Raw genomic sequence first — 13238 nt, 5'->3', positions numbered from 1 at the left:
GGTGGCGGGCCACCCCCGTGTCGAGCAACGTTCGGCACCAGCCGGTTGCCCAGCCTGCCGTTGTCGCGACGACGCGTCCTGTTCGCTGTGGTGTCAACGAGCCCCTTAGGTGTTCGAATCGACGTTCATCGATAGCCGAATCAGCCAGACAGGCCTCGTGCACTCATGACAGGAGGAGGAATCAACCGTCAGCCGTGGACGCCGCTAGAGCGTCTGTTCAGGACCTTATCCGCTCATCGCCCGTTCAGTGGGGCGGTGGCCGGACGCGGTGCTACACGGTCCGAGGGCTGTGCATCTCCACCCTGCACGTATCCCTGATAATTCGGGTGCTGCCGCGCGCTGAATCCGCAACGGGTTGCATTTTTCGTCAGCGCGGGTACCGCGCTGGCGCCATTTATGTCCAAGGCAGGTATTTCCGAAGCATTCGCCGGGCGTTACGTGGAAGCGACTGGCGGGCAGAGGTGCGGCGAAAAAGGTTCGGTAAGCAGGTGGAACACCGCGCTTGTCGTTTTTCTTCGGTCTTCTCTACACAGCGCTGGTGGCGATTCCAGGCATTTGTTTAAACTGGCGAAAACCCCGTAGGACGGCCTCGCGTCCTGGAGAATTGCGAAGGTCAGGAACCGGCGTAGAGCCTGGTATCACTGGCCTGCCGCTTTTGGCGGCGTTCGCGACTATAGCAGTTATGATTAAGTGCTTCAATTCCATAAAAAATTGTTATGATCCCGCCATGACGACCAATACCCCTCCGACTTCCGGCGTACAGCTGATCGAAGTCGCGCCGGAGCTTGCCGGCCAACGCATCGACAATTTCCTCATCACGGCCCTCAAGGGCGTGCCCAAAACCTTGGTCTACCGCATCCTGCGCAAGGGTGAGGTGCGGGTCAACAAAGGGCGGATCAAACCGGAATACAAGCTGCAGGCTGGCGATATCGTCCGCGTGCCGCCTGTGCGCCTGCCTGAACGCGACGAGCCAGCGCCTGTGGCCCAGGGGCTGCTGCAGCGCCTGGAAGCCGCCATCGTCTATGAAGACAAGGCGCTGATCGTGATGAACAAGCCATCCGGCATTGCCGTGCATGGCGGCAGTGGTTTGAGTTTCGGGGTGATCGAGGCGCTGCGTCAGTTGCGCCCTGATGCCAAGGAACTGGAGCTGGTGCATCGCCTGGATCGCGACACTTCCGGCCTGCTGATGATCGCCAAGAAGCGCAGCATGCTGCGCCACCTGCATGCCGCCCTGCGCGGCGATGGCGTGGACAAGCGCTACATGGCGCTGGTGCGCGGCCATTGGCCGACCGCGAAGAAGCAGGTCAACGCGCCGTTGCTCAAGAGCAACCTGCGCTCGGGCGAGCGCATGGTCGAGGTGAATGACGAAGGCAAGGAGGCGTTGACGATGTTCCGCGTGCTGCGCCGTTTCGGCGAGTTCGCCACCATCGTCGAGGCCCGGCCGATTACCGGCCGCACCCACCAGATTCGTGTGCACGCCCTGCATGCCGGGCACATGATCGCCGGTGACAGCAAATACGGTGATGAAGATTTCAGCCGCGAGATTCGCGAGCTGGGCGGCAAGCGCCTGTTCCTGCATGCCTATCAGCTCACGGTGCCGCTGCCTGACGGCGGCGAGCTCAAGCTCGAGGCGCCGGTGGATGAAGTGTGGGCCAAGACCGTGGAGCGCCTGAGCGCGACCTGACCTATGAACAAGCGTTACGAGTTGCTGATCTTCGACTGGGACGGCACCTTGGCCGACTCCATCGGGCGTATCGTCGAGGCCATGAATGTGGCGGCCGGCCGTGCCGGTGAGGCGCCAAGCAGCGATGAGGCCATCAAAGGCATCATCGGCCTGGCATTGGATGAGGCGATCGCCACGCTGTACCCGCACCTGGATACCGTGCAGGTGCAAGCTTTCCGTCAGCATTACGCCGATGTCTACACGGCGCTGGATCAGCAGCCTTCGCCGCTGTTCGAGGGGGTGGTCGAATCCCTCGAGGCTTTCCGTGCCGAGGGCTATCGCCTGGCGGTGGCCACCGGCAAGGCGCGTCGCGGGCTGGATCGGGTGCTCAAGGCCAATGGCTGGGAAGGCTACTTCGATATCACTCGCGGCGCCGACGAGACCCGTGGCAAGCCGCACCCGTTGATGCTCGAAGAAATCCTCGCCCATTGCCGGGTCGAACCCGGGCGGGCGCTGATGGTCGGCGATTCGGCATTCGACCTGCAGATGGCCAGCAATGCAGGCATGCACTCGGTGGCGGTCGGCTATGGCGCGATGCCGCTGCAGGCCTTGGCCGAGTTCGGGCCGCAAGTGTGCATCGAGCATTTCTCTCAATTGCGCGAATGGCTGGCGAGTGGCGCGCAACTCAATTTCCAGGGTAGGTGAGCATGGCTGACGAGTGGAAAGCACCCGAGTCTGAAGACAACGAAGAGCGCAAGAGCTGGAAGCTGCTGGAAAAGACGCTGCTGGCAGGCGTCCAGGAGCAGCGTCGGGCGCGGCGTTGGGGCATCTTTTTCAAGTTGCTGACCTTCGTCTACCTGTTCGGCATGCTGGTCCTGTTCACGCCGCTGATGGACGTGGACAAGGCTGCGTCACGCAGTGCCAGCCACACGGCGCTGGTCGAAGTGCGCGGGGTGATCGCCGATCAGGAGCCGGCTGGCGCCGACAATATCGTCAAGAGCTTGCGTGAAGCATTCAAGGACTCGAAAACCAAGGGTGTGGTGCTGCGTATCAACAGTCCGGGCGGCAGCCCGGTGCAGTCGGGCTATATCTATGACGAAATTCGCCGCCTGCGCGCCGAATACCCAGCCATCAAGCTGTATGCGGTGATTACCGATCTGGGTGCCTCCGGCGCTTATTACATCGCCAGTGCCGCCGATGAGATCTATGCCGACAAGGCCAGTCTGGTCGGCTCTATTGGCGTGACGGCCGCCGGTTATGGCTTCGTCGGCACCATGGACAAGCTGGGCGTCGAGCGTCGCACCTACACCGCGGGTGAGCACAAGGCCTTCCTCGACCCGTTCTCGCCGCAGAAGCCGGAAGAGACCGCGTTCTGGCAGGGGGTGCTGGATACCACGCATCGCCAGTTCATCGCCATGGTCAAGCAGGGAAGGGGCGAGCGCCTGAAGGACAAGGATCATCCTGAGTTGTTCAGTGGTTTGATCTGGTCTGGCGAGCAGGCCAAGGAGCTGGGCCTGGTGGATGGCCTGGGCAGTGCCAGCTATGTGGCTCGCGAGATCATCGGTGAGAAGGAGCTGGTGGATTTCACCGTGCAGGAGTCGCCGTTCGATCGTTTCTCCAAGCGTATCGGTGCCAGTGTGGCCGAGCGGCTGGCCATGTACATGGGCTTCCAGGGGCCTTCGTTGCGTTGATCTGAAATCGGCGTGACATTCATCGCGGGGCAAGCCCGCTCCCACAGGTCGCATATCGATCTCGTGGGAGCGGGCTTGCTCCGCGATGCGTTCTCAAGGCACCTGCACGCCTTCCTTGTGCAGCATGTCCACCAAGCGAATCAGCGGCAGCCCGATCAGGCTCGTGGCATCGCAGCCATGGGTGCTCTGGAACAGGCTCACCCCCAGCCCCTCCGCTTTGAAGCTGCCTGCGCAATCCAGCGGCTGCTCGGCCTGCACGTAACGCTCCACACGCTCCCGATCCAGTTCGCGCATGGTCACCGTGAATGGCACGCAATCGACCTGGCACTGGCCGCTGGCGCTGTTGAGCAGTGCCAGGCCGGTGAGGAAGGTGACCTGCTGGCCGCTCGCTTCCAGCAGTTGCTCGCAGGCGCGCTCGAAGGTGTGAGGTTTGCCGAGGATCTGCTCGCCGAGCACCGCTACCTGGTCAGAGCCGATGATCAGGTGCCCCGGATAGCGGCCTGCGAGCGCTTCGGCTTTTTGCCGGGCCAGGCGGCGAACCAGTTCGACGGCGGGCTCATCGGCCAGCCGCTGCTCGTCTAGATCGGGGCTTGCCCAGCTGAAGGGCAGGCGCAGGCGGGCGAGCAGTTCACGCCGGTAGGGGGAGCTCGAAGCCAGTAACAGAGGAAGCATGATAGACTCCTGGTCAATTGCCTCGAATTCTAACATGCGAGATGTGCCGAATTTCCTTTGACAGGGAGGGGGTGCATCCCTAGAATGCTGCGCCTATGTTGAATGACCCGATTCCACCTCACGTTGACCCGCGCAAATTAGCCGATCGAGGCGTAACCCTTAGTGGTTCGCTGCAACTCGCTGATTTGGAAAGACTCTGCGACCCGCTTTCCGACACTGTCGGTATGGTGCAGGCGAAGTTCGATTTTGAACGAGACGAACAGAAAGTTGTGGTTATCCACAGCGAGCTGGATGTCGAAGTCAAAATGGTTTGCCAGCGTTGTCTTGAGCTGGTCACCCTTCCAATCCACAGCGAATCTACTTACGCCGTGGTGAAGGAGGGTGCGAATACCCAGTCGTTGCCGAAAGGCTATGACGTGCTGGAACTGGGCGAAGATCCTTTGGATCTGCAGGCCCTGGTCGAGGAAGAGCTGCTGCTTGCCCTGCCGATCGTGCCTGCTCATCATCCGGAAGAATGCCAGCAGCCGGCGGGCGCAGATGAGCCCGAACCGAGCAAGGACGAGGTATCGCGGTCCAACCCGTTCAGTGTATTGGCGCAGTTAAAGCGTGACCCAAACGTTTAGGAGTTAATCAATTATGGCTGTTCAGCAGAACAAAAAATCCCGCTCTGCCCGTGACATGCGCCGTTCGCACGACGCCCTGTCGGAAAACGCCCTGTCGGTAGAGAAGAGCACCGGTGAAGTACACCTGCGTCACCACGTTTCGCCAGAAGGCGTATACCGTGGTCGCAAAGTGATCGACAAGGGCGCTGACGAGTAATCCTTGTCCGCTCAGATCATCGCGATCGACGCAATGGGCGGGGACTTCGGTCCCCGCAGCATTGTCCAGGCTAGCCTAGCCTGCCTTTCGGCTACTCCCTCGCTGCACCTGACCCTCGTCGGTCAACCCTCCCTTCTTGAAGAGCTTGTCAGCGGCCAATCGGCTGCGGATCGCGCGCGCCTGCAAATTGTTGCGGCCAGTGAAGTGGTGGGCATGGACGAGCGGCCGTCGCAGGCGTTGCGCGGCAAGCCCGACTCGTCGATGCGCATCGCCCTCGAACTGGTGCGAGACGGCAAGGCCCAGGCCTGCGTCAGTGCCGGCAATACCGGCGCGCTCATGGCGTTGTCGCGTTTCGTGCTCAAGACCTTGCCCGGTATCGATCGCCCGGCGATGGTGGCGGCGATCCCGACCCAGGCAGGCTACTGCCAGTTGCTCGACCTGGGCGCCAATGTCGACTGCAGTGCCGAAAACCTCTACCAGTTTGCGGTGATGGGTTCGGTGGCTGCCCAGGCGCTTGGGGTTCATCGCCCGCGGGTGGCGCTGCTCAATATCGGCACCGAAGACATCAAGGGCAATCAGCAGGTCAAGCTGGCCGCCAGCTTGTTGCAGAACGCACGTGGCCTGAACTACATCGGTTTTGTCGAGGGTGACGGGCTGTACCGCGGCGAGGCGGACGTAGTGGTGTGCGACGGTTTTGTCGGCAACATCCTGCTCAAGTCCAGCGAAGGCCTGGCGACCATGATCGCCGCGCGCATCGAAGCGTTGTTCCGTGGCGGTGTGCTGGCGCGGGCTGCCGGGGCCATGGCCATGCCACTGCTCAAGCGCCTGCAGGCCGACCTGGCGCCGGCGCGACACAATGGCGCAAGCTTCCTCGGGCTCCAGGGTATCGTCATCAAGAGCCATGGTTCGGCAGGCGTGCAGGGTTTCCAGAGCGCCATCCAGCGTGCGCTGATCGAGATCCAGGAAAACCTGCCGCAGCGCCTGCACGGGCGCCTCGAAGACCTGTTGCCCTGAATGTCGTGGGGCGGGCTTGCCCTGCGATGAGGCGGGTGCTGGAAAAACAAAGACTTTGGGCATATCGCCCATGAAGTGCTTAAATGTGACCGCTTGGTCCGCCGTTCCATCCAAGCTTTCAGATTTCGCGCTCGGCCTGTGGCCCGGCGCACCCTATCCGACGACAAGATCATAAGGGCTTGTTCAATGTCTGCATCCCTCGCATTCGTCTTTCCCGGTCAAGGTTCCCAGTCGCTGGGCATGCTCGCCGAGCTCGGCGCTGAAAAGCCGGTAATCGTCGAAACCTTCAAGGAAGCTTCCGAGGCTCTGGGCTACGACCTGTGGAAACTGGTCCAGGAAGGTCCGGAAGAACAACTCAATCAAACCGACAAGACGCAGCCGGCCATCCTGACCGCCTCCATCGCCCTGTGGCGCCTGTGGCTGGATGAGGGTGGTGCACACCCGGCATTCGTTTCGGGTCACAGCCTGGGTGAGTACAGTGCCCTGGTCGCTGCCGGCAGCCTGTCGCTCAAGGACGCCGTTCGCCTGGTCGAGCGCCGTGGCCAGCTGATGCAGGAAGCCGTGCCGGCCGGCCATGGTGCCATGGCTGCCATCCTGGGCCTGGACGATGCTGTTGTGGTCGAGCTCTGCGCCAAGGCCGCTGAAGATGAAGTGGTCAGTGCGGTGAACTTCAACTCGCCTGGCCAGGTGGTGATTGCCGGTAACAAGGCTGCGGTCGATCGCGCCATGGCACTGTGCAAAGAGGCCGGCGCCAAGCGTGCCCTGCCGCTGGCGGTCAGCGTGCCGTCGCACTGTGCGCTGATGAAGCCCGCTGCCGAGCGCTTCGCCGAATTCGTCAACGCCATCGAGTGGAAGGCCCCGCAGATTCCGGTGGTGCAGAACGTCACCGCCGCCATCGCCGCCGACCTCGATGCGCTCAAGCAGGATCTGCTGGCACAGCTGTACCAGCCTGTGCGCTGGGTCGAATGCGTGCAGGCCCTGGCCGAGCGCGGCGCGGTGAACCTGGTCGAGTGCGGCCCGGGCAAGGTGCTGGCTGGCCTGAACAAGCGTTGCGCCGACGGCGTGACCACTTACAACCTCAATACCCCTGACGCCGTCGCCGCCACCCGTGCGGCGCTGGCCTGAATCTGGAGACGCTTGCATGAGCCTGCAAGGTAAAGTTGCACTGGTTACCGGCGCCAGCCGTGGCATTGGCCAGGCCATCGCCCTTGAGCTTGGCCGCCAGGGCGCCATCGTCATCGGCACCGCCACTTCGGCCTCCGGTGCCGAGCGCATCGCCGCCACGCTCAAAGAGCACGGCGTCGCCGGTACCGGCATGGAATTGAACGTGACCAGCGCAGAGTCCGTGAATGCGGTGCTGAGCGCCATCGGTGAGCAGTTCGGCGCCCCAACCATCCTGGTCAACAACGCTGGCATCACCCGCGACAACCTCATGCTGCGCATGAAGGATGACGAGTGGTTCGATGTAATCGACACCAACCTCAACAGCCTCTACCGTCTGTCCAAGGGCGTGCTGCGCGGCATGACCAAGGCCCGCTGGGGTCGTATCATCAGCATCGGCTCGGTCGTCGGTGCCATGGGTAACGCAGGGCAGGCCAACTACGCGGCCGCCAAGGCTGGCCTGGAAGGCTTCAGCCGCGCGCTGGCCCGTGAAGTGGGTTCGCGTGGCATCACCGTCAACTCGGTCACCCCGGGCTTCATCGACACCGACATGACTCGTGAGCTGCCGGAAGCGCAGCGCGAAGCCCTGCAGAAAGAAATTCCGCTGGGCCGCCTGGGCCAGGCCGACGAAATCGCCAAAGTGGTTTCGTTCCTGGCCTCCGATGGCGCCGCCTATGTCACTGGCGCCACCGTGCCGGTGAACGGCGGGATGTACATGTAAAAACCGCAATGCGATGTGACGGATTGCTTCAAAAAAGAGTCATACTCCGAGCTTAAAATCCGTTATAAAGCTGCAACCAGATTCCGGGCAGGGGGTTGGGCGACTTAGCTGAAGACGTGTTCCGCTTGAAAAGCAGGCGTCTTTCTATAAACTTGGTCACCGGCCAGCTGCCTGACATATGTCCATTAGGAGTGAAAACTAGGTATGAGCACCATCGAAGAACGCGTCAAGAAAATCGTCGCCGAGCAACTGGGCGTCAAGGAAGAAGAAGTCAAAAACGAATCTTCCTTCGTTGAAGACCTGGGTGCCGACTCGCTTGACACCGTTGAGCTGGTGATGGCTCTGGAAGAGGAATTCGAGACCGAAATCCCTGACGAAGAAGCCGAGAAGATCACTACCGTTCAAGCTGCCATCGACTACGTCAACAGCCACCAGGCCTAAGACGCTGTAGTCGACGCTTCTTGTCGGGGAAAACCGCACTGCCTTCGCCGGCGTGCGGTTTTTTCTTTGCGAGGCACCAGCGTCGTGTTGCGAGCCTTTAGAGCTTGTTGCCATTTCATTCCATTGCCTTGAATGCAATGGCAAGAAACTCTGTTATTGGAAAAGGAGAGTACTGTGTCGCGTAGACGCGTCGTGGTCACTGGTATGGGTATGCTGTCGCCACTGGGTACTGATGTACCGAGCACCTGGCAGGGCATTCTGGCTGGCCGCAGTGGCATTGGTCCGATCGAACACACGGATCTGTCTGCCTACTCCACCCGTTTTGGCGGCTCGGTGAAGGGCTTCGAGGTCGAGCAGTACCTGTCGGCCAAGGAAGCTCGCAAACTCGACCTGTTCATTCAATACGGCCTGGCAGCCGGTTTCCAGGCGGTACGCAATGCCGGTTTGGAAGTCACCGACGCCAACCGTGAGCGCATTGGCGTGGCCATGGGCTCGGGGATCGGCGGCCTGACCAACATCGAAGAAACCAGCCGGACCCTGCACGAGCAGGGCCCGCGCCGCATTTCGCCGTTCTTCGTGCCGGGCTCGATCATCAACATGATCTCGGGCTTCCTGTCGATCCACCTGGGCCTGCAGGGGCCGAACTACGCGATCGCCACCGCCTGCACCACGGGTACCCATTGCATCGGCATGGCCGCGCGCAATATCGCCTACGGTGAAGCGGACGTGATGATTGCCGGCGGTGCCGAAATGGCCGCCTGTGGCCTGGGCATGGGTGGCTTCGGGGCCTCGCGCGCGCTGTCGACCCGCAACGATGAACCGACCCGCGCCAGCCGTCCGTGGGACAAGGGCCGTGATGGTTTCGTGCTGTCCGACGGTGCCGGTGCCCTGGTGCTCGAAGAGCTGGAGCACGCCAAGGCGCGTGGCGCGACCATTTATGCCGAGCTGGTCGGTTTTGGCATGAGCGGCGACGCCTACCACATGACCTCGCCACCCGACTCGGGTGAAGGTGCTGCGCGCTGCATGGCCAACGCCCTGCGCGATGCCGGTATCGAGCCGCAAGCGGTCAGCTACATCAATGCCCACGGCACTTCGACCCCAGCTGGCGATATCGCCGAAGTGGCGGCGATCAAGCGCGTGTTCGGCGAGCATGCCTACAAGCTGGCAGTCAGCTCGACCAAGTCGATGACCGGCCACCTGCTGGGTGCCGCTGGCGCGGTGGAAGCGATCTTCAGCGTGCTGGCGATCAACAGCCAGATGGCGCCGCCGACCATCAACCTGGACGAGCCGGACGAAGGTTGCGACCTGGACTTCGTACCGCACCAGGCGCGCAGCATGCCTATCGACGTGGTGCTGTCCAACTCGTTCGGCTTCGGCGGGACCAACGGTTCGCTGGTGTTCCGCCGGTTCGCCGACTGATGCACTGCTGGATCGATGGCCAGGACGCGACTGCGGTCAATTTGCAGAATCGCGGCCTGGCCTACGGTGATGGTCTGTTCGAGACCATTGCCGTGCGTGGCGGCAAGCCCAGCCTGCTAACCCGGCATCTCGACCGCCTGGCACTGGGTTGCCAGCGCCTGGCGATCGACGTTGATCTGGTGCTGGTTCGCAATGAGCTGTTGCAATTCGCTCAGTTGCTGGGGGAGGGCGTCGCCAAGCTGATCCTGACCCGCGGCGACAGCCAGCGCGGTTATGCCCCGGCGCCCGGCGCCCAGGCGCGGCGTATTCTTCAGGGCAGCCCCTTGCCCGTCTATCCTGCACAACACGCCGAGCTGGGGGTGCGCCTGTTCCCCTGTCAGACACGGCTGGCGGAACAACCGCTGCTGGCCGGACTCAAACACCTCAACCGCCTGGAGCAGGTGCTGGCCCGTGCCGAATGGCAGGACAGTGCGTATGCCGAAGGCTTGATGCGCGACAGCCAAGGGCGAGTGATCGAAGGGGTGTACAGCAACCTGTTTCTGGTGCGTGGCGAGGTGCTGCTGACCGCCGACCTGAGCCGTTGTGGCGTGGCTGGCGTGATGCGTGGCGCATTGCTCGAGCAGGCGTCGTTGTCGGGTCTTGCCGTCGAGGTGCGTGACCTGACACTGGAGGACCTGCAGCAGGCCGACGAAGTGTTTGTCTGCAACAGTGTCTACGGTATCTGGCCCGTACGTGAATTCGCTGCACTGAACTGGCCGGCAGGCCCGCTCACCCTTAAACTGCAGGCCGTTGCCCGTACGTTACTGGATACCTGATTCGTGAGACGCAAATTCCTGCTGCTGCTGGAAATGGGTTTGATCCTCGCCGGCCTGGCATTGGGCTGGGCTGCCTGGAAGGTCAACTCGGTTCTGGAGCAGCCCCTGCAAGTGGCGCAGGAGCGCCTGCTCGATGTGCCCGGCGGCACCACGCCCAATCGCATGTTCTACCGCATGGAAGGCGAGGGGCTGCTCGACGATGCGCTCTGGCTGCGCCTTTACTGGCGCTTCAACATGGCCGGCACCCCGCTGCATACCGGTGAATACCGCCTGACCCCCGGCATGACCGTGGGGCAGTTGTTCGATGCCTGGCAGCGCGGCGATGTGGTGCAGTACAACCTCACCCTGGTCGAGGGCTGGACCTTCCGCCAGGTGCGTGCCGCAGTGGCCAGGCACGACAAGATCAAGCACACCCTCGACGACCTGAGCGACGCGCAGGTGATGGACAAGCTCGGTCACACCGGCGTGTTCCCCGAGGGCCGTTTCTTCCCTGATACCTACCGCTTCGTGCGCGGTATGAGCGACGTCGAACTGTTGCAGCAGGCCTACATGCGCCTGGACGAAGTGCTGGCCAAGGAGTGGGCCGAGCGCAGCACCGGCTTGCCGTATCGCGACCCTTACCAGGCGTTGATCATGGCCTCGCTGGTGGAGAAGGAGACAGGCATTCCGCAGGAGCGTAACCAGATCGCCGGTGTGTTCGTGCGCCGGCTGCGCCTGGGGATGATGCTGCAGACCGACCCGACCGTGATCTACGGCATGGGCGAGCGCTACAACGGCAAGATCACCCGGGCCGACCTGCGTGAACCGACGCCCTACAACACCTACACCATCAGTGGCCTGCCGCCGACGCCGATCGCCATGGTCGGCCGCGAGGCGATCCATGCCGCGCTCAACCCCAGCGATGGCAGCAGCCTGTATTTCGTCGCCCGTGGCGATGGCAGCCATGTGTTCTCCGATGACCTGGACGACCACAACAGCGCTGTGCGTGAGTTCCAGCTCAAGCGGCGGGCAGACTATCGCTCCAGCCCGGCACCTGCGGCGCAGCCGGGAGCAGGCGAGCAGCCGGCGCCCGACCAGGAGGCCCCTGCCGAGGCAGCTCCGCCTGAGAGTGACGCTGGCGCGCCTACCGATGAATCCGTGCCGGCCGAGGCGCCGGTACCCGAAAAACAGTAAGGAACACCCGTGAGCGGTTTGTTTATCACCCTGGAAGGCCCCGAAGGCGCGGGCAAGAGCACCAACCGCGACTACCTGGCGGCGCGCCTGCGTGAGCAGGGTGTCGATGTGGTGATGACCCGCGAGCCCGGTGGCACGCCACTGGCCGAGCGCATCCGCGAGCTGCTGTTGGCCCCCAGCGACGAGCCCATGGCGGCCGATACCGAGTTGCTGCTGATGTTCGCTGCCCGTGCCCAGCACCTGGCAGAAGTGATCCGCCCGGCCCTGGCGCGTGGCGCCGTGGTGCTCTGCGATCGCTTCACCGATGCTACTTACGCCTATCAGGGTGGCGGCCGTGGCTTGTCGGTGGAGCGCATCGCCATCCTCGAATCCTTCGTCCAGGGCGAACTGCGCCCGGACCTGACCCTGGTCTTCGACCTGCCCGTCGAGGTCGGCCTGGCCCGTGCTGCGGCCCGTGGCCGGCTGGACCGCTTCGAGCAGGAGGGCCAGGCCTTCTTCGAGGCGGTGCGCCAGGCCTACCTGCAACGCGCCGCCCAGCAGCCGCAACGCTACAGCCTGCTGGATGCCGCTCAGCCGCTGGATGCGGTGCAACGGGCGATCGATGCGCTGCTGCCGGGCCTTGTGGAGCGTTGCCGTGGCTGAAGCCTACCCCTGGCAACAGGCGCTCTGGCAGCAACTGGCCGGGCGCAGTCAGCATGCCCACGCCTACCTGCTGCATGGGCCCCAGGGGATCGGCAAGCGTGCCCTGGCCGAGCGGCTCATGGCGCGGCTGCTGTGCCAGGCGCCCCAGGGGCTGGATGCCTGCGGGCAGTGCAAGGCGTGCCTGCTGCTCAAGGCCGGCAGCCATCCGGACAACTTCGTGCTGGAGCCAGAAGAAGCCGACAAGCCGATCAAGGTCGACCAGGTTCGCGAACTGGTGTCGTTCATCGTGCAGACGGCCCAGCAGGGCGGGCGCAAGGTGGTGCTGATCGAGCCGGTGGAGGCGATGAACATCAACGCCTCCAATGCCTTGCTCAAGAGCCTTGAGGAGCCTTCCGGCGATACCGTGCTGCTGTTGGTCAGCCACCAGCCCAGCCGCTTGCTGCCCACCATCAAGAGCCGTTGCCAGCAGGTCACCTGCCCGCAGCCGAGCCTGGCCCAGAGCCGTGCGTGGCTGGCTGATGCCCTTGCCGACAGCGCCGAAGACGAGCGCGAGGAGCTGCTGACACTGGCCGCCGGCTCGCCGCTGATGGCCGTCAGCCTGCAGGCGAAGGGCGTGCGCGAGCAGCGCGCGCTGGTCACCGAGGGTGTGAAGAAGCTGCTCAAGCAGCAGCAGTCGCCCAGCCAACTGGCCGAAGCCTGGAACAACGTGCCGTTACTGTTGTTGTTCGACTGGTTCTGCGACTGGTCGCACCTGATCCTGCGCTATCAGCTGACCCAGGACGAGGACGGGCTAGGCCTGGCCGACATGCGCAAGGTGCTGCAGTACCTGGCGCAGAAGAGCCGTCAGGCCAAGGTGCTGGAGGTCCAGGCGTGGATCCTCGAGCAGCGCCAGAAAGTGCTGGGCAAGGCCAACCTCAACCGTGTGCTGCTGCTCGAAGCCTTGCTCGCCCATTGGGTGCAGCTGCCGGGCATGCGCTGATCTCCATCGTTCATTCATGTGTGTGTTC

The 13238-nt window shown here is 63.1% G+C and carries 15 protein-coding genes; 14 read left to right on the top strand and 1 reads right to left on the bottom strand.

Features of this window, described 5'->3' with window-relative positions:
* The first annotated feature begins 727 nt into the window (after positions 1 to 727).
* The 3 genes from rluC to sppA are packed head-to-tail and all read left to right on the top strand — an operon-like array spanning position 728 to position 3354.
* The gene (rluC, locus tag ACO6VM_RS17220; RefSeq protein WP_390967757.1) at positions 728 to 1684 is read left to right on the top strand and encodes a 23S rRNA pseudouridine(955/2504/2580) synthase RluC; all 957 of its coding nucleotides are present in this window, start codon (positions 728 to 730) and stop codon (positions 1682 to 1684) included.
* A gap of 3 nt (positions 1685 to 1687) precedes the next feature.
* Positions 1688 to 2368, top strand: coding sequence for an HAD family hydrolase (locus tag ACO6VM_RS17215; protein ID WP_401057852.1), 681 nt, complete (start codon positions 1688 to 1690; stop codon positions 2366 to 2368).
* A 2-nt stretch (positions 2369 to 2370) separates the two neighbouring features.
* Positions 2371 to 3354: a signal peptide peptidase SppA gene (gene sppA / locus ACO6VM_RS17210; RefSeq protein ID WP_125857894.1), complete on the top strand. Its 984-nt coding sequence runs from the start codon at positions 2371 to 2373 to the stop codon at positions 3352 to 3354.
* 93 nt (positions 3355 to 3447) lie between these two features.
* Here the strand turns inward: sppA and ACO6VM_RS17205 are convergent, their stop codons facing one another.
* On the bottom strand, positions 3448 to 4026 hold the full coding sequence (locus ACO6VM_RS17205) for a Maf family protein (protein ID WP_401057854.1): 579 nt from the start codon (positions 4024 to 4026) through the stop codon (positions 3448 to 3450).
* A 95-nt stretch (positions 4027 to 4121) separates the two neighbouring features.
* Between ACO6VM_RS17205 and ACO6VM_RS17200 the strand changes: the two genes are divergently transcribed.
* From ACO6VM_RS17200 to ACO6VM_RS17150, 11 genes are all read left to right on the top strand, one after another.
* A complete protein-coding gene (locus ACO6VM_RS17200; RefSeq protein ID WP_401057856.1) occupies positions 4122 to 4649 on the top strand; it encodes a YceD family protein in 528 nt (175 codons plus the stop codon).
* Positions 4650 to 4662: 13 nt separating this feature from the next.
* Positions 4663 to 4845 carry a 50S ribosomal protein L32 gene (rpmF, locus tag ACO6VM_RS17195; RefSeq protein WP_008096416.1) on the top strand — a complete coding sequence of 61 codons (183 nt, stop codon included), beginning with the start codon at positions 4663 to 4665 and terminating at the stop codon, positions 4843 to 4845.
* A 3-nt stretch (positions 4846 to 4848) separates the two neighbouring features.
* Positions 4849 to 5859 carry a phosphate acyltransferase PlsX gene (gene plsX / locus ACO6VM_RS17190; RefSeq protein ID WP_125463228.1) on the top strand — a complete coding sequence of 337 codons (1011 nt, stop codon included), beginning with the start codon at positions 4849 to 4851 and terminating at the stop codon, positions 5857 to 5859.
* 186 nt (positions 5860 to 6045) lie between these two features.
* On the top strand, positions 6046 to 6984 hold the full coding sequence (fabD, locus tag ACO6VM_RS17185; protein WP_401057858.1) for an ACP S-malonyltransferase: 939 nt from the start codon (positions 6046 to 6048) through the stop codon (positions 6982 to 6984).
* A gap of 16 nt (positions 6985 to 7000) precedes the next feature.
* Positions 7001 to 7741 carry a 3-oxoacyl-ACP reductase FabG gene (gene fabG / locus ACO6VM_RS17180; RefSeq protein ID WP_390967760.1) on the top strand — a complete coding sequence of 247 codons (741 nt, stop codon included), beginning with the start codon at positions 7001 to 7003 and terminating at the stop codon, positions 7739 to 7741.
* Positions 7742 to 7945: 204 nt separating this feature from the next.
* A complete protein-coding gene (acpP, locus tag ACO6VM_RS17175) occupies positions 7946 to 8182 on the top strand; it encodes an acyl carrier protein (protein WP_010223225.1) in 237 nt (78 codons plus the stop codon).
* Between the two features lie 174 nt (positions 8183 to 8356).
* Positions 8357 to 9601, top strand: a complete 1245-nt coding sequence (gene fabF, locus ACO6VM_RS17170; protein ID WP_110995679.1) for a beta-ketoacyl-ACP synthase II — start codon at positions 8357 to 8359, stop codon at positions 9599 to 9601.
* A complete protein-coding gene (pabC, locus tag ACO6VM_RS17165; RefSeq protein ID WP_390967761.1) occupies positions 9601 to 10416 on the top strand; it encodes an aminodeoxychorismate lyase in 816 nt (271 codons plus the stop codon). Before fabF ends, pabC begins: the two co-directional genes overlap by 1 nt.
* A 3-nt stretch (positions 10417 to 10419) precedes the next feature.
* Positions 10420 to 11589: an endolytic transglycosylase MltG gene (gene mltG / locus ACO6VM_RS17160; RefSeq protein WP_401057861.1), complete on the top strand. Its 1170-nt coding sequence runs from the start codon at positions 10420 to 10422 to the stop codon at positions 11587 to 11589.
* A 9-nt stretch (positions 11590 to 11598) separates the two neighbouring features.
* A complete protein-coding gene (tmk, locus tag ACO6VM_RS17155) occupies positions 11599 to 12231 on the top strand; it encodes a dTMP kinase (protein WP_125857902.1) in 633 nt (210 codons plus the stop codon).
* Entirely contained in the window at positions 12224 to 13210 is a 987-nt protein-coding gene (locus ACO6VM_RS17150) for a DNA polymerase III subunit delta' (RefSeq protein WP_401057863.1), read from the top strand. The genes tmk and ACO6VM_RS17150 overlap by 8 nt, the downstream gene beginning before the upstream one ends.
* Positions 13211 to 13238 lie beyond the last annotated feature (28 nt).

It is taken from the genome of Pseudomonas sp. GZD-209 (genome assembly GCF_049310485.1).
Lineage (GTDB): Bacteria > Pseudomonadota > Gammaproteobacteria > Pseudomonadales > Pseudomonadaceae > Aquipseudomonas > Aquipseudomonas sichuanensis.
The sequence above is the reverse complement of the archived record's forward strand: the minus strand, read 5'-3'. Positions and strand labels throughout refer to the sequence as shown.